The following is a 14,538-nucleotide window of genomic DNA, read 5'->3' on the forward strand; positions in this document are numbered from 1 at the left end:
GATGATGAAAGTACGCGCGCAAATTGCAATGGTGCTGAACCTGGACAAATGCATCGGCTGTCATACCTGTTCGGTGACCTGTAAGAACGTCTGGACGTCACGCAGCGGCATGGAATATGCCTGGTTCAACAACGTTGAGACCAAGCCCGGCATCGGCTACCCCAAGGATTGGGAAAACCAGAAACGCTGGAATGGGGGATGGAAACGTACCGCATCGGGCAAGATCGAGCCGCGTCAGGGGGGGAAGTTGCGTCTGCTGGCCAATATCTTTGCCAACCCCAATTTGCCCGAGATCGATGACTACTACGAGCCCTTTACGTTCGACTACGACCATCTGCAGAGCGCGCCAGAGTTACAGGCGGCGCCCACGGCGCGCCCGCGTTCGCTGATCACCGGCAAGCGCATGGAAAAAATCGAATGGGGCCCCAACTGGGAGGAAATCCTGGGAGGAGAGTTTGCCAAACGATCGCAGGACTACAACTTCGAGGACATCCAGAAGGACATCTACGGTCAGTTTGAAAACACCTTCATGATGTACTTGCCGCGACTGTGCGAACACTGCCTGAATCCCAGTTGTGTGGCGAGCTGTCCCTCGGGATCCATTTACAAGCGCGAAGAAGACGGCATCGTGTTGGTGGACCAGGACAAGTGCCGCGGGTGGCGGATGTGCGTATCCGGCTGTCCGTATAAAAAGATCTACTACAACTGGCAAAGCGGCAAGGCCGAGAAATGCATTTTTTGCTATCCGCGTATTGAGGCGGGGCAGCCGACGGTATGCTCGGAAACCTGTGTCGGCCGCATCCGCTATCTGGGTGTATTGCTCTATGACGCCGATCGTATTGAACAAGCCGCTTCCGTCCAGGACGAAAAGGACTTGTATGAGGCGCAACTGGATCTGTTCCTGGACCCCGAAGACCCTGCGGTGATTGCGCAGGCGTTGGCCGATGGCGTGCCGCAGGGTTGGCTGGACGCGGCGCGTCAGTCCCCGACGTACAAGATGGCTGTGCAATGGCGTATCGCTTTTCCCTTGCATCCGGAATATCGCACGCTACCCATGGTGTGGTACGTGCCGCCCCTATCGCCGATCCAGGCAGCGGCCAATAGCGGCCACATCGGGGCCTTTGGCGAGATTCCTGATGTGAAGTCGCTGCGGATTCCCTTGCGTTATCTGGCCAATTTGTTGACCGCCGGCGACGAGGCGCCCGTCGCGCTGGCTCTCGAGCGTTTGTTGGCGATGCGCGCGTTCATGCGGGCACGTACCGTCGATGGCGAGGAGCGTCCGGACATTCTGCAGCAAGTCGGCCTGAGCACCAGCCAGATTGAGGAGATGTACCGCTATCTGGCGATTGCGAACTACGAAGACCGATTCGTCATTCCCACTTCGCATCGCGAGTATGCCGAAGATGCGTTTGATACGAAGGGCAGTTGTGGGTTTTCGTTTGGCAATGGCTGCTCTGGCGGTGCATCTGAAGGCAGCTTATTCGGGAGTAAGCCACGCGGCGATGCACAGCAGGTGGTGTTTATGGAAATACAGCGCAACAAGGTATCGGGATAAGGAAGGACGATGCGTACTCAGTCTATGGAAACCCCTATGCCCCCGGCGAGAGACGTGTCCGTCTACAGCGTGTTGTCGGCCTTGTTGACCTATCCCGACGAAGCACTGTTGCAGGCCATGCCCGAGTTGCAGTCCTGTCTGAGCGCCTCGCATCAGGTGCAATTGGCACCTCTGTTCGCCGTGCTGAGCGAGGCTGATGATCTGATCAGTGTGCAGGAGCAGTATGTGGCGACGTTTGATCGGCGCCCCGTGCATTCCTTGCATTTGTTTGAGCACATTCACGGCGAGTCGCGAGATCGCGGGCAGGCAATGGTGGATTTGCGCGAAGAGTATTTCCGTCACGGATTGGTGCTGGATACGTCCGAGCTGCCGGACTATGTGCCATTGTTCCTGGAGTTCCTGGGCCAGATTCCACCAGACAGCGCCGCAGCACTATTAGGCGACGCGATTCATGTGCTGGCGCGCATTGGCGACAAGCTGTCGGAGTCCGGCAACCCGTACGCCACGGTGTTTGCGGTGCTGCGTGAGTTGACGCCGATCGCGCCGCAGCCTTTGCCAGAGCCACCCGAGGGCGATATGGAGGAATCCATGGTGACCTTTGGACCGCAAGCGGATGGGACGGAGCCCGCGTTGCGTGCCCGCACACAAACGTCGCAGCCCATTCATTTTTACGAAACGGATCCCCGGCATATGCCGGCCGCGTCCGGTTCCACTTCGTCGTAAGGAGATCCGCATGTCTGCCTATGTGCACGATTTCTTTTTCGGGGTGTATCCCTACATTGCGCTGGCCATTTTTTTGTTCGGCAGTCTGGCGCGTTTCGAGCGCGAGCAATACACCTGGAAGAGCGACTCTAGCCAGTTGCTCAAGCGTGGGGCGTTACGGTGGGGCAGCAATCTTTTCCATATCGGGATTCTTTCGCTGTTCTTTACGCATTTGTTTGGCTTATTAACGCCTCCGGCGGTCTATCACGCGATGGGCGTGTCGACCGAATTCAAGCAGTTGTTGGCCGTGGTGGTGGGTGCGATTCTGGGGGTGGTCTGTCTGGCGGGGCTGTTGATTTTGATCTACCGCCGCATCTCCGAGCCGCGCTTGCACGCAACGTCGCGCTTTTCAGATTGGCTGACGTTGTTCTGGATACTGATGGTGCTTTCGCTCGGGCTGTTGTCGATATTCACGTCGGCGCAGCACAAGGATGGTTCCTTGATGCTGGTGCTCGGCGAATGGGCGCAACGCATCGTGACTTTTCGTTCGGGTGCCGCAGAAGTGATGGCCGGTGTGCCCTGGGTCTATCAATGGCATATGGTGCTGGGAATGACTTTGTTCCTGATTTTTCCGTTCACCCGGTTGGTCCACGTGTGGAGCGGTTTTGCCTCGGTGGGTTATCTCGGCCGGGCCTGGCAATTAGTGCGTTCACGCTGAGAGGATGCGGACATGATTGTGGTGAACGGTGTTTCCATTGACGACACGCAGGTGCAGGCCGAAATGGCGCGACATCAGAGCGAGAGCGACCCTCAGCAAAGCGCTGGCCACGAGTTGGTGTTGCGCGAGTTGTTGTTGCAACGGGCCCGTGAGCTTGGGGTCGCGCAGCACGACGATGATGCGTCGATACAGGCCGTATTGGCGGCAGAGGTGCAAACGCCTACCGCAGACGAGGCCAGTTGCCGTCGATACTACGAGCAGCATCCCGATCGGTTTTTGAGTGGCGCGTTGGTCGAGGTGTGGCACATTTTGTTCCAGCTTACGCCACGCGTCGATCCACCGCGTTTGCGTGCCCGAGCGGGCGAAGTCTTGCAAGAAGTGCACCAGGCGCCCGCACAAGCTTTTGCGGACTATGCACGCCAATACTCCAATTGTCTTTCGGCACAAGAGGGCGGTCGCTTAGGCGACATTGGCCGTGGCGAGACGCTGCCGGAGTTTGAGGAAACTGTGTTTGCCATGCCCGCGCATACCTTGCTGAACAAATTGGTGCAGACCCGCCACGGCTTTCATATTGTGCGCACGGGCCGCAAGGCAGAGGGCTCGCTGATGACCTTTGACGCGGTGCACGCGCGCATCGCATCCTGGCTGAGCCAGACGTCCGAACGTCGCGCGACGCATCAGTATCTGCAATGGCTGGTCGGGCAGGCCCGCATCGAAGGCGTGGATATTTCGGGCGCGGATTCCCCATTGTTGCAGTGAGTGCCTCTGAGTCCGTGTTGATGTGAATCCGTTTGTCTATCGATCAGGAAGACCACAATGAGCACCCATCCTCGTGCCTATTCGGTGTTGTACAGCAGCACATTTGCGTTCATGGTGTGTTTTGTCGTGTGGATGATGTTCGGCGTGCTGGGCATCCGCATCCGGGAAGAACTCGGGCTCAATGCCTTCCAGTTCGGACTGCTGACGTCTACGCCGGTGCTGACGGGCGCCATTTTCCGACTGCCGTTGGGAATATGGACGGACCGCTTTGGGGGCCGCATCGTCATGACCGTGCTGTTGGTGGGGTGTGCGGTGCCGGTGTATCTGGTCAGCTATGCGCAGGTCTTGTGGCAGTTCTTGTTGATCGGCTTGTGCCTGGGATTGGTGGGTGCCTCGTTTGCGGTGGGTACGCCTTATGTCTCGCGCTTTTTCTCCGCAGAGCGCAAGGGCTTTGCCATGGGATTTTTTGGTGCGGGCACGGTCGGCGCGGCCGTCAATTTGTTTGTGACACCGGTATTGCTCGAGGCCTACGGATGGCGCATGGTGCCCAAGATCTACGCCGTTGCCTTGCTGGTGACCGCCGCCATCTTCTGGTTTGCCTCGGCCCCGGATCCCGGTGCGGGCAAGACAGGCGGCAAGCTGGCGGATCAGTTCAAGGTACTGAAAAATCCCAAGGTGTGGCGTTATTGCCAATACTATTCCATCACATTCGGGGGCTTTACGGCGCTATCGCTATGGATTCCCCAGTATTTCCAGGCCGAATACGGTTTGGCGCTAGTCGCCGCATCGGCGCTGGCCGCCGGGTTTTCCTTGCCGGGCGCGGTGTTGCGTGCGGTAGGCGGGGGTCTGGCAGATCGCGTTGGTGCTCACAAGATGACGTGGTGGTGTTTGTGGGTGGCATGGATATGCTTGTTTGTGCTGTCCTATCCCGACACGACGTTGACGGTCAAGACGCTGGATGGGGCCTCGTCGTTCCATCTTTATCTGCCGGTATGGCTGTTTACGCTTGTTCTGTTCGTGCTTGGCGCGATGTTTGCTTTTGGCATGGCATCTACGTTCAAGTACGTGGCTGATGATTTTCCTGAAAACATGGGTGTCGTGACGGGGATTGTCGGTTTGGCAGGGGGGCTGGGCGGATTCTTGCTGCCTTTGATGTTTGGCGCGCTGGCAGACCTGCTGCAGATTCGGTCCAGCTGCTTCATGCTGCTTTATGGCGTGGTGTGGGTGTCGTTGATCGTGATGTACTTCTCCGAGGTCAAAAAAGTACAGATTTCCGGAGAGCTGGCGGCCACGAAAGGTTAGCCAGGGCTAACCAGGGGTAGGGAATCCTACTAACTTGACCCCCGATCTACTGGTAGGTAACAATGGCGAGATGAATACCGCCACCACCCGCGAACAACTTTTAGAACACGCTGAGCTCCTGATGAGGCAGCGCGGCTGTAACGGCTTTAGCTATCGGGATCTGGCCGAACGGGTGGGCGTGAAAACCGCCAGTATTCATTATTACTTTCCCGCCAAAGACGATCTGTTGACCGAGGTCATGGACAAGTACACGGTCCACGTTCGCGCCGTCCTGCAGGGCATTGACCCATCCCTGCCCGCCAACGAAAAACTGGCGACCTATGCGTCGTTGTTTCGGAATGCTCCGACCGACAAAATTTGCCTCGGCGGCATGCTGGCCTCGAATGTCGCCTCGTTGTCGGATCGCGCGCGCGAATCGGTACTCGCCTTTTTTCGTTTGCACGAAAAATGGCTGTCCCACGTGGTTGCCGAGGGGATGAAAGACGGCACGCTAACGTTTTCTGGTGATCCCGAAGCCGATGGCCGCTGGCTGTTTGCCATGCTTCAGGGGGCAATCATCAGCGCGCGCCTGTTTCAGGATCCACAACGTCTGTGCGACGTCGTGGCGGCAGTGCAGTGCAGGGCACGCGCAACGCACTGAGCGTGTCTAGGCCGCGATGGCGGGAAACAGCTCGGCGACGCGCTCGCTCTCATTAAACAGACGTGCCCCCATCAGGCTGCCTTGCAGCGCGGAGTACAACGCACGTGCCGAGGCATGTAGATCACCAGGCACACGCAGGCTACCCTCGCGAGCGCCTTGTTCCAGCAGCTTGACGAGCCAGGCCTCATTGGCGGCATAAAAGTCCCGTAGCGCTCGCCGGGCACAGCCGGGCAACGAACCGAGCTCCGCCGAGAGCGCGGTACCCAGGCAGATACGTTCGGTCCCACAGAAGGCACGACGGTGCACGTCGACATAAGCACGCAGTTTGTCATCGGCCCTCAGGCCAGGATCGATACGTTGTATCGCTTCGTTCCAGTTCGTCTGGTATCGCTGGATGACTGCCAACAGCAAATCTTCTTTTTGCGGGAAATAGTAATGAATGCTGGATGTCTTGATGCCGATCAGAGCGGCCAAATCTCGGTAGCTAAAACCGTTGTAGCCGCCTGTCTGAATCAGGTTTTGAGCATGCTGCACAATTTTTTCGCGGGTAGTTTCTGTATTCATGATCGGGGCTATCGGTGGGGTTTCAGGGTGAAAGGACTGAAAGGGAGGGTGAACTCCTAAACGAGTGAAAGAAAGGCGGGCCGCCCTGGGTGGCGGCTCCGCAGGTTCGAACATGTGGTGACCTTAGATGTGTGAGGATGAAGTCACGTCATAGCTGGCTTGGTAGTCCAATTCGCCGAATGCATCCGATCCGTTGTCACGGGCGGCCTGAGCCTCGGCCCGAACTTCAGCGCGGGTGCGGGCGGGGCTCGCAGCGTAAGCGGCGGGCTGCTCCAGTTCACCGAAGGTCACTTGGCCGGCGGCCTTTGCGGCTTGTAATTCAGCCTGGACCTGAGCGCGGGTGACCGAGCTGGCTGCCGTGTTGACGGGCGGGTAATCCAGTTCGCCCGAAGGTTCGCCGGCATACGCGGCACCCATCATGGTCATCGACAACATCACAGCGGATACGAAGGTTTTCATGGTGCTTCTCCAAAGCGTTAAGTTTGATATTCAGCTATCTATGTATAGATAGGTTTCAAGTGAAATAAAAAGAGTTCAGGAAAAGAAACTTAGGCGCCGGTGTTGGGATAGCCGCGGCCGTCAAACGCGACAGAACCGTTGGGGCTTTGGTTGGCTTCTACGGCCTCGGCGTGAACCTGAGCGCGGGTCACCGTGCTGGAGGCGGTTTGCGTAGCAGGTTCGTCGATGTCGCCGAAGGTGACTTGACCGGCAGCTTTCGCAGCTTGCAGTTCAGCGATGACTTGAGCGCGCGTCAGGCTGCTGGTTTGGACGACTTCGGGCGGATAGTCCAATTCGCCGGAGGGTTCTTGTGCATAAGCAGCGGTGCCAACCAGGGAGGCGGAGATCAGGACGAGGGAAGCGAGGGTTTTCATGGTGAGTTCTCTTTAATAAAGTAAAAGTAGGTTTGTTAAATTATCTATGTGTAGATAGATTTCGAGTGAAATAAAAAGAGGGTTAGGAAAGACGCTCAGGCGCCAGTGTTGGGATAGCCGCGGCCGTCAAACGCGACAGAACCGTTGGGGCTTTGGTTGGCTTCTACGGCTTCGGCGTGAACCTGAGCGCGGGTCACCGTGCTGGAGGCGGTTTGTGTGGCGGGCTCATCGATGTCGCCGAAGGTGACTTGGCCGGCGGCTTTCGCAGCTTGCAGTTCGGCGATGACTTGAGCGCGCGTCAGGCTGCTGGTTTGGACGACTTCGGGCGGATAGTCCAATTCGCCGGAGGGTTCTTGTGCATAAGCAGCGGTGCCAACCAGGGAGGCGGAGATCAGGACGAGGGAAGCGAGGGTTTTCATGGTGAGTTCTCTTTAATGAAGTGAAAGTAAGTTTGTTAAACTATCTACTTATAGATAGATGAAGCGGGAAATAAAAAAGCGCTTGGATAAAAACCTGTTGCGCGGTGGCTGGATCGCTTTGTTCACCAACCATGGAACGAATATTACCTATCAGTAGATAGACTGGTCAAACGGAAAATTGTATCTAATTGTTTAAGGTGTGATTTGCTTCGGTAGTTCTCTTCGCTGGCAGGGAGAAGATTTGAAATGGGTTAGCCGCGCGATGCGTGCCAACCCAACGAGCTGTCAGGCGAATGCGCGAGGACGGAGTCCGGTATGGAACCAGGTGATCATCGAGTAAATGTCGTACACGGGCAGCCCAAGCTCTGCTTGCAATGCGGCGGCATAGGGGGGCATGTTGGTGCATTCCAGGACGATGGCGCCGACTTCGGGGTGTCGCCTGACCAAGTCCCGCCCAGCGTCCAAGATGTCTTGCTCCGCCAAGTCGATGTCCATGTCCTCTTTTTCGGCCTTGATCAGGACGCGAAAAAATTCTTTGCCGTTTTCGGTGCCGGCACTGGGAATGTCGGCAGGGACATTCACCGCTGCCAAGTGAGCGGGCGATAACGTCGATCCGCTGACGGTGACGATGCCAACGCGCTTACTGGGCGGTAGTGTGGCCTGTACCCAGGGCACTTGCATCAGGGAAGAGGTGGCCACGGGTACGCCCAGTGCTTGTGAAAATTCTTCCTGAAAAAGCGCCAGAAAGCCGCAGTTCGTCGTGATCGCTTCGGCGCCCAGGTCGACGAGTTCCCGGCCCGCGTCAATAAAGGCGTCTAGTGTGCCCGCTGCGCCTTGCAAGACGACTTTCTCTGGCGTCGCGCCGCGCACCACGCGATAGAGCACGGGGAAGGGCCAGGTTTGGCCATTACCCATGTCCCCGAGGATGCGGGGAAAGCGGGCGTCCAGCATCAAAATTCCTAGTGGAGCGCCATAAAGCGACTTGCCACCGCGAGCGATGCGGCCAGACGAGGAAGGCGTAGACATGGCGGGTTTCCTACAGAATGAGTGAGGTGAGCTCAGGCGAACCGACGGGGGCTGAATGGTTCGAGCGAAATCGTCGGGCTATGGTTTTGAAGAAGCTGTACAACGAGCTCTCCTGTGCGAGCCGATCCGACGAGGCCGACGTGTCCGTGGCCATAGGCGTGCACAATATCTTTGCTGGCCGATGCGGGGCCAATGCAGGGCAAGCCGTCCGGCATGCTGGGGCGAGAACCTTGCCAGTAATCGACGCGGTCTTCTGCGGGTTTGGCGGGGAGAGCCGGGTAAATCGAGACGAGCAGGTCTCGCAGGATATGTGCTCGCTGCCAATTCGGTGCGGCGTCAATATCGGCGATTTCGACTTGGCCTGCCACGCGCAGACCGGTTTCCATGTTGTTGACCACGACCCTGCAGTCGGCCAGCATCGTGGAAACACGCGGCGCGCCTTCGGGTTGCGTAATGACGGCGTGATAGCCACGTTCGGCGGCAAGCGGTACGCGGTCGCCTGCCTGGCGAGCCAGCTCGCGCGAGCGCATCCCGGTCGCGATAACGGCTTTATCGCAGGGGATATCGCCGTCGAGCGTATGCACAGCGCGTAGCTTTCCCGCCCGAATGTCGAAGCCCGTCGCGCGCGTGCGACGGAGATCGGCCCCTAATGACTGGGCCAGTTGAACCAGAGCGGCGACGTAGGCACCGGGGTTCCGGCAGTGGCCCGTTTCGGGCACGAGGACACCAAAGGTATAGCGAGGATGTAAATCGGGCTCCAGTGCATGAAGTGCGTCGTTATCCAGCTCTTCCCATTGAATCCCTTCGTTGCGGCGAATCTCCCAGGCACGACTGTCGGCACGAAAGTGTTGCTCCGATAGATAGGCGTGCAGCAAGCCGCGTTGTTCGATCAGATGGGGTACTCCGGCTTGCGCCGCTAGTGCCTGATGCAGGGCTGGGGCGCCCGCCAAGAGTGAACGCAGGGCGTGGGCGGTGTGTTCGACACGAGGCCAAGTCCAGGCCGAGGCTAGATAACGAACGAGCCAGGGAATGGCCCGCGGCAGATAGTTCCAGCGGATAGCCAAAGGTCCTAGAGGATCCTTCAGCCACCTTGGCAGGTTTTTCCAGACACCCGGCGAGGCCGGCGGCAGAACAGAGTGTGAAGATAGCCAGCCGGCATTCCCATAACTGGAGGCCTGAGGGCCGCCTGGGGAGTCTGGCTCGATCAATGTGACGCGTAACCCTGCGTTTAGCGCCTGAACGGCGGTAGCGGCGCCGACTGCGCCTGCCCCAATGATAACGATATGCTGGTCTGTGCTCATTGTGTTGCTAGCGTGAAATCGTGCACATGGGATGGGCCCCTAAGGCCGTTATAGGGCGCGTATGCGGCGCAAGGTCATGGATATCCCTGATGCCAATGCGTCATTTTCGGGTAATAAAAGCATAGCACTTGACTGTATACAAGATAATATTCAATATGTGTATGCCAATCAGTGTGCAGATAGGCATGGGGTTGCCTCGCCCATCCGCATGGCATGTCTTTGCCTGCAGTGGTGGCAGCGTGATTTTATTGATATTGATGTATGACCTCTGAAATTTCCGGTGCTCGTTCTCTTCCCGCCAGCCATGTCTACGATCGGATCAAGGCCATGGCGACGACTTTTCGTTTGCGGCCGGGAGACAAGGTCAGTGAGCTTGAGTTGGCGCGTCAGCTGGGGGTGAGCCGTACGCCGGTGCGCGAGGCGTTGAATCGCATCGCGGCCGAGGGTTTTCTGGTGGCGACGCCCAACCGTGGCTATACCGTCAGGGCGCTGGATGCCAAGCAATTAATGGCCTTGTATGAGTACCGGGCAACGGTTGAACTGGGCGTGGTGCGACTCGTCTGTGCGCGGGCGACCGATCAAGAGTTGGCGGATCTGGCCCGATTGGTCGACGATAGCCGCGATGAGCCGGATACCGATGCGCAGGCGTTGAAATTGTTGTCGCGTGATGAGGCGTTTCATGAGCACTTGGCAGGGCTGACGGGCAATCCGGAGTTCCTGCGATCTGTACGTTCGATCAACGAGCGCCTGCGTTTTCCACGCTGGATCGATCTGAGAGTGCGTCGCACTGAGACGCGCAATGATCACCCTGAAATCGTGCGTGCTTTGCAGACTCGTGATCAAGCCATCGTACATGCGTTGATGAGCCAGCATATCGAGAAACACCTGGATCATGTGGTCGAGCTGACGCGTGCAGGCTACGCCGAGATTTATACGGGCAATGCCTTGGCCGAGTATGCCGAGTCCCGCTTTACAGAGGCGGACGGGGACTCTGCGGTCTTGTGAGTTTTTATCTTTGTTCTTATTTCTGATTGTCGATTTAACGCTTACTTAGGATGTTTTTCTCATGAAAGCTATTTTTGTTGATGCGAATCCCACTTTGGCGGCTGTGGCCGAGCGCTTGCACCGCGCCGATGATCTGGAGTTGATCATCAACCGCCAACCCGATATCACGTCCGATCAATTGCCGGCCGTGTTGGGCGATGCGGAGATCGTCATTATTGACCATACCCATTTGCCTACCGATATCGCGCGTCAATGCAAAGGCTTGAAGCATGTGGTGTTTCTGGGCACGGGACCGCGTTCGTATATGAACCCGGAGGAGTTGGCCGAGATCGGCATCGATGTACACATCATCAAGGGCTATGGCGATACGGCCGTGGCCGAATGCGCATTTGCGCTGATGTGGGCGTCGGCCAAGAGCTTTGGCCATATGGATCGTGAGATGCGTGCCGGCAACTGGTTGCGCAGCGATGCGCTGCAATTGACAGGCAAAACCTTGGGCTTGATCGGTTTTGGCGGTATCGCGGCTGAAGTCGCGCGACTGGCCAAAGGCGTTGGCATGGAGGTCATTGCCTGGAACCGCACCCCGAAAACGCACCCGGGCGTACGTTTCGTGGCGTTGGAAGAGGTGTTGGCCAACAGCCATGTGGTGTCGCTGCATCTGTTGTTGACGGACGAGACGCGTGGCATGATCTCGCGCGAACGGATTGCTGGTATGCGTGACGGCGCGATTCTCATCAACACGGCGCGCGGTGCGGTGGTGGATGAAGACGCCATGATCGAAGCCCTGCAATCGGGCAAATTGGCTCACGCGGGCCTGGACGTGTTCGTGACCGAGCCGATGCCCAAGGATCATCCGTTGACCAAGCTGGAAAACGTGACGCTGTCGGCGCATTCGGCATTTCGCACACCGGAGGCCAGCGACAATTTGATTCAATCCGCATTGAATCATTGCCGCCGCATCTCGGGCAAAGGGGTGCAACAATGAGCGCCACGATTACCCGTCTGGACCAGAATGCGCGTCGTTCGCGCGCAGTGATCCATAACGGCACGGTTTATCTGGCAGGTCATACCGCCGATGACCGCAGCGCCGATGCCGCCGGACAGACACGCCAAGTGTTGGCCAAGGTTGATGAGATGCTGGCGGCTTCGGGCACGGACAAGTCCAAGCTATTGAATGTCACGATCTGGCTGCAGCATATGACGGATTTTCAGGCGATGAACGAGGTCTATGATGCCTGGATCGTGCAGGGTCAGGCGCCAGCGCGCTGTTGCGGGGCGATTGAGCTGGCCGCACCGGATATCCTGGTTGAAATCATGGTCACCGCAGCCGTATAAATCGATTTTTTAAGGTTAAAGAATCAGTATGTCTACCGATCATTCTCAGGCGCCGGCGTTTCGCCGTGCCAGTCGTATCTCTCGAATTGCGGTGTCAGGCATCTTGCGTATTGGGGCGCGTGCCGCACAACTCAAGCGCGAAGGGCGCGACGTCATTGTGTTGGGGGCAGGGGAGCCCGATTTTGATACGCCGGATAACGTGAAAGAGGCGGCGATTCGCGCGATTCATGCCGGTCAGACAAAATACACGTTGCTCGATGGCACGGTGGAGCTCAAGGCGGCCATTGCGCGCAAGTTCGAGCGTGAAAACGGTTTGACCTATGGCCCGGACGAAATCAATGCGGGCGCCGGCGCCAAGCAGGTGATTCACAATGCGTTGATGGCGACGCTGGACGAGGGCGATGAGGTCATCGTGGGCGTACCGTACTGGACGTCTTACGCCGACATGATTGCCATCGCTGGCGGCAAGACGGTCGAGGTCGCGTGTCGGGAGGCGAACGGTTTTCGTATGACCGCGGCCGATCTCGAGCGTGCGATTACGCCGCGTACGCGCTGGGTGATGTTGAACTCGCCGTCCAATCCGACGGGCGCGGCCTATGGCGAGGCGGATTTGCTGGCCTTGGCCGAGGTGTTGCTGCGCCACCCACACGTATGGGTAATGGCCGACGATATTTACGAGCATCTGGTTTATGGCGATTTCGTCTTCAAGACAATGGCGCAGGTCGAGCCGCGCCTGAAGCCACGCACCCTGACGATTAATGGGCTATCGAAAGCCTATGCGATGACCGGTTGGCGGTTGGGCTATGCCGGTGGACCGAAGGAATTGATCGGCGCCATGGCCGTGGTGCAAAGCCAAAGCACGTCGAACCCGTGCTCCATCAGCCAGGCCGCGGCGATCGAGGCGTTGGATGGACCGCAAGACGTGTTGGCTGAGCGCCAACAGTCGTTCCAGGTTCGTCGAGATCTGGTTGTGGACGGATTGAATGCCATCGAGGGCTTGAGTTGCCGTCGTCCCGAAGGGGCTTTTTATACGTACGCCAGTTGCGCGGGCGTGATCGGGCGGACCACGCCCAAGGGCAAGCGCCTGGAGACGGATGAGGATTTTTGCGAATACTTGTTGCAGGACCATGATGTGGCGGTGGTGCCGGGCACGATCTTTGGCTTGGCGCCGTATTTCCGTATTAGCTATGCCACCTCACAAGCTCAGTTGCAGACAGCATTGCAACGCATTGCCAAGGCTGTTGAACAACTGAATTAATGTTTCACCGTACGCACTTCACAAGGGGAATAATCATGAGGCGTATTTTGAGTATGACCGCGCTGGCGGCCGCGACATTGGCGGCCGCGATGCCGGCGATGGCGCAAGACACTAAATGGCCCACACGCGCCATTACGATCGTTGGCGGGTTTCCGACTGGCGCAGGGACAGACTTGTACACCCGCAAGTTGGGACAAGGCCTGACGGAAACATTGGGTGTGCCCATCGTGGCGGAAAACCGCACCGGGGCCGGTGGCAATGTGGCCTCGGATGCCGTCGCCCGATCGGCGCCGGATGGCTATACTTTTTTGTTCGGCACGGCCGGGACGCATGCCATCAACGCCTCGCTATACAAAACGCTGTCCTTTGATGTCTGGAACGACTTTACGCACATTGCGTTGCTGGGAGATGTGCCCAACGTCTTGCTGATCAATCCGAAAAAGCATCCCGACATCAAAACCTGCAAAGACCTGCTGGCGCTGGCTCGCAAAAATCCGGGAAAGATGAATTACTCATCGACCGGGAATGGGGCGTCAGGTCACTTGGCGGGGGCGCTGTTTACGCAGATGGCCGACGTCGACATCGTGCATGTGCCATACCGTGGGCAAGGGCCGGCGATGACGGCGTTGCTGTCGGGTGAAGTCGATTTTTTCTTTAATCAAAGCGCGCCCAGTATCGCAGCCGTGAACTCGGGTCAGGTGCGCGCGCTCGGGGTGACGGTCTCCAAACCGATCGAAGCGCTGCCGGGTGTGCCGTCGGTAGCCGAAGGTTGTGGATTGGCCGGCTATGAGAGCAGCACGTGGTATGGGCTGTTTGGGCCGGCCAAGTTGCCCGCTGACATCCAAAAGCGCATGAGTGACGCGGTGATCACGGAGATCACCAAGCCCGAATTCAAGCGCTGGCTGATCGATACGCAAGGCATCACGCCGCCGGCAGATCCTAGCCCGGCCGCGTTCGAGCGTGTGCACAAGGCGGATATCGCGCGTTGGGCCAAGGTTGTCGAAATGTCAGGCGCGAAGGTGGACTAAACGCCCGATGTATTGACCGGTCGATGACAGAGCCTGTCCGTGATGTCGCGGACA

18 protein-coding genes are annotated in these 14,538 nt (G+C 57.9%); 12 read left to right on the top strand and 6 right to left on the bottom strand.

The features are described 5' to 3' along the window. Window positions 1-4 precede the first annotated feature (4 nt). The 6 genes from narH to ACYVDM_RS23655 all read left to right on the top strand — a co-directional run bounded on the left by narH (window position 5) and on the right by ACYVDM_RS23655 (window position 5,676). Complete coding sequence (gene narH, locus ACYVDM_RS23630; RefSeq protein ID WP_415790334.1) at window positions 5-1,555, top strand: nitrate reductase subunit beta; 1,551 nt, start codon at window positions 5-7, stop codon at window positions 1,553-1,555. Between the two features lie 36 nt (window positions 1,556-1,591). Beyond that, the gene (narJ, locus tag ACYVDM_RS23635) at window positions 1,592-2,278 is read left to right on the top strand and encodes a nitrate reductase molybdenum cofactor assembly chaperone (protein ID WP_415790236.1); all 687 of its coding nucleotides are present in this window, start codon (window positions 1,592-1,594) and stop codon (window positions 2,276-2,278) included. A 10-nt stretch (window positions 2,279-2,288) separates the two neighbouring features. Continuing rightward, the gene (gene narI, locus ACYVDM_RS23640) at window positions 2,289-2,975 is read left to right on the top strand and encodes a respiratory nitrate reductase subunit gamma (RefSeq protein WP_415790238.1); all 687 of its coding nucleotides are present in this window, start codon (window positions 2,289-2,291) and stop codon (window positions 2,973-2,975) included. Window positions 2,976-2,987: 12 nt separating this feature from the next. Next, window positions 2,988-3,734: a peptidylprolyl isomerase gene (locus tag ACYVDM_RS23645; RefSeq protein ID WP_415790240.1), complete on the top strand. Its 747-nt coding sequence runs from the start codon at window positions 2,988-2,990 to the stop codon at window positions 3,732-3,734. 57 nt (window positions 3,735-3,791) lie between these two features. Further along, window positions 3,792-5,036 (top strand): MFS transporter, encoded by a 1,245-nt coding sequence (locus ACYVDM_RS23650; protein ID WP_415790242.1) that lies wholly within the window; start codon window positions 3,792-3,794, stop codon window positions 5,034-5,036. Window positions 5,037-5,106: 70 nt separating this feature from the next. After that, on the top strand, window positions 5,107-5,676 hold the full coding sequence (locus ACYVDM_RS23655; protein WP_415790336.1) for a TetR/AcrR family transcriptional regulator: 570 nt from the start codon (window positions 5,107-5,109) through the stop codon (window positions 5,674-5,676). A 6-nt stretch (window positions 5,677-5,682) separates the two neighbouring features. On the opposite strand, the gene ACYVDM_RS23660 is transcribed toward ACYVDM_RS23655, so the two are convergent. The 6 genes from ACYVDM_RS23660 to ACYVDM_RS23685 all read right to left on the bottom strand — a co-directional run bounded on the left by ACYVDM_RS23660 (window position 5,683) and on the right by ACYVDM_RS23685 (window position 9,858). Next, on the bottom strand, window positions 5,683-6,240 hold the full coding sequence (locus ACYVDM_RS23660) for a TetR/AcrR family transcriptional regulator (RefSeq protein WP_415790244.1): 558 nt from the start codon (window positions 6,238-6,240) through the stop codon (window positions 5,683-5,685). 123 nt (window positions 6,241-6,363) lie between these two features. After that, entirely contained in the window at window positions 6,364-6,699 is a 336-nt protein-coding gene (locus ACYVDM_RS23665; protein ID WP_415790246.1) for a DUF4148 domain-containing protein, read from the bottom strand. Window positions 6,700-6,788: 89 nt separating this feature from the next. Further along, on the bottom strand, window positions 6,789-7,112 hold the full coding sequence (locus ACYVDM_RS23670; protein ID WP_415790248.1) for a DUF4148 domain-containing protein: 324 nt from the start codon (window positions 7,110-7,112) through the stop codon (window positions 6,789-6,791). A 95-nt stretch (window positions 7,113-7,207) separates the two neighbouring features. Then, a complete protein-coding gene (locus tag ACYVDM_RS23675; protein ID WP_415790248.1) occupies window positions 7,208-7,531 on the bottom strand; it encodes a DUF4148 domain-containing protein in 324 nt (107 codons plus the stop codon). Between the two features lie 285 nt (window positions 7,532-7,816). Continuing rightward, entirely contained in the window at window positions 7,817-8,557 is a 741-nt protein-coding gene (locus ACYVDM_RS23680; protein ID WP_415790250.1) for an aspartate/glutamate racemase family protein, read from the bottom strand. Between the two features lie 32 nt (window positions 8,558-8,589). After that, a complete protein-coding gene (locus ACYVDM_RS23685; protein WP_415790252.1) occupies window positions 8,590-9,858 on the bottom strand; it encodes an NAD(P)/FAD-dependent oxidoreductase in 1,269 nt (422 codons plus the stop codon). A 76-nt stretch (window positions 9,859-9,934) separates the two neighbouring features. On the opposite strand from ACYVDM_RS23685, the gene ACYVDM_RS23690 reads away from it, so the two are divergent. From ACYVDM_RS23690 to ACYVDM_RS23715, 6 genes are all read left to right on the top strand, one after another. Then, window positions 9,935-10,123 (top strand): hypothetical protein, encoded by a 189-nt coding sequence (locus ACYVDM_RS23690; protein WP_415790254.1) that lies wholly within the window; start codon window positions 9,935-9,937, stop codon window positions 10,121-10,123. Next, a complete protein-coding gene (locus ACYVDM_RS23695; RefSeq protein WP_415790256.1) occupies window positions 10,120-10,863 on the top strand; it encodes a GntR family transcriptional regulator in 744 nt (247 codons plus the stop codon). The genes ACYVDM_RS23690 and ACYVDM_RS23695 overlap by 4 nt, the downstream gene beginning before the upstream one ends. Window positions 10,864-10,924: 61 nt before the next feature. Continuing rightward, complete coding sequence (locus ACYVDM_RS23700; RefSeq protein ID WP_415790258.1) at window positions 10,925-11,848, top strand: NAD(P)-dependent oxidoreductase; 924 nt, start codon at window positions 10,925-10,927, stop codon at window positions 11,846-11,848. Beyond that, a complete protein-coding gene (locus ACYVDM_RS23705) occupies window positions 11,845-12,198 on the top strand; it encodes a RidA family protein (RefSeq protein ID WP_415790260.1) in 354 nt (117 codons plus the stop codon). Before ACYVDM_RS23700 ends, ACYVDM_RS23705 begins: the two co-directional genes overlap by 4 nt. A gap of 28 nt (window positions 12,199-12,226) precedes the next feature. Continuing rightward, window positions 12,227-13,456 (top strand): pyridoxal phosphate-dependent aminotransferase, encoded by a 1,230-nt coding sequence (locus ACYVDM_RS23710; RefSeq protein ID WP_415790262.1) that lies wholly within the window; start codon window positions 12,227-12,229, stop codon window positions 13,454-13,456. 35 nt (window positions 13,457-13,491) lie between these two features. Continuing rightward, window positions 13,492-14,484, top strand: a complete 993-nt coding sequence (locus ACYVDM_RS23715) for a Bug family tripartite tricarboxylate transporter substrate binding protein (protein ID WP_415790264.1) — start codon at window positions 13,492-13,494, stop codon at window positions 14,482-14,484. Window positions 14,485-14,538 lie beyond the last annotated feature (54 nt).

The organism is Bordetella tumulicola (genome assembly GCF_054779135.1).

Excerpts from the sequence above, each read along its gene's own strand:
- narI (WP_415790238.1), top strand. The coding sequence starts at position 2,289 with ATGTCTGCCTATGTGCACGATTTCTTTTTCGGGGTGTATCCCTACATT.
- narJ (WP_415790236.1), top strand. The coding sequence starts at position 1,592 with ATGCCCCCGGCGAGAGACGTGTCCGTCTACAGCGTGTTGTCGGCCTTG.
- ACYVDM_RS23655 (WP_415790336.1), top strand. The coding sequence starts at position 5,107 with ATGAATACCGCCACCACCCGCGAACAACTTTTAGAACACGCTGAGCTC.
- narH (WP_415790334.1), top strand. The coding sequence starts at position 5 with ATGAAAGTACGCGCGCAAATTGCAATGGTGCTGAACCTGGACAAATGC.
- ACYVDM_RS23650 (WP_415790242.1), top strand. The coding sequence starts at position 3,792 with ATGAGCACCCATCCTCGTGCCTATTCGGTGTTGTACAGCAGCACATTT.
- ACYVDM_RS23700 (WP_415790258.1), top strand. The coding sequence starts at position 10,925 with ATGAAAGCTATTTTTGTTGATGCGAATCCCACTTTGGCGGCTGTGGCC.
- ACYVDM_RS23645 (WP_415790240.1), top strand. The coding sequence starts at position 2,988 with ATGATTGTGGTGAACGGTGTTTCCATTGACGACACGCAGGTGCAGGCC.
- ACYVDM_RS23715 (WP_415790264.1), top strand. The coding sequence starts at position 13,492 with ATGAGGCGTATTTTGAGTATGACCGCGCTGGCGGCCGCGACATTGGCG.
- ACYVDM_RS23685 (WP_415790252.1), bottom strand. The coding sequence starts at position 9,858 with ATGAGCACAGACCAGCATATCGTTATCATTGGGGCAGGCGCAGTCGGC.
- ACYVDM_RS23670 (WP_415790248.1), bottom strand. The coding sequence starts at position 7,112 with ATGAAAACCCTCGCTTCCCTCGTCCTGATCTCCGCCTCCCTGGTTGGC.
- ACYVDM_RS23705 (WP_415790260.1), top strand. The coding sequence starts at position 11,845 with ATGAGCGCCACGATTACCCGTCTGGACCAGAATGCGCGTCGTTCGCGC.
- ACYVDM_RS23695 (WP_415790256.1), top strand. The coding sequence starts at position 10,120 with ATGACCTCTGAAATTTCCGGTGCTCGTTCTCTTCCCGCCAGCCATGTC.
- ACYVDM_RS23710 (WP_415790262.1), top strand. The coding sequence starts at position 12,227 with ATGTCTACCGATCATTCTCAGGCGCCGGCGTTTCGCCGTGCCAGTCGT.
- ACYVDM_RS23660 (WP_415790244.1), bottom strand. The coding sequence starts at position 6,240 with ATGAATACAGAAACTACCCGCGAAAAAATTGTGCAGCATGCTCAAAAC.
- ACYVDM_RS23675 (WP_415790248.1), bottom strand. The coding sequence starts at position 7,531 with ATGAAAACCCTCGCTTCCCTCGTCCTGATCTCCGCCTCCCTGGTTGGC.
- ACYVDM_RS23680 (WP_415790250.1), bottom strand. The coding sequence starts at position 8,557 with ATGTCTACGCCTTCCTCGTCTGGCCGCATCGCTCGCGGTGGCAAGTCG.
- ACYVDM_RS23665 (WP_415790246.1), bottom strand. The coding sequence starts at position 6,699 with ATGAAAACCTTCGTATCCGCTGTGATGTTGTCGATGACCATGATGGGT.
- ACYVDM_RS23690 (WP_415790254.1), top strand. The coding sequence starts at position 9,935 with ATGGATATCCCTGATGCCAATGCGTCATTTTCGGGTAATAAAAGCATA.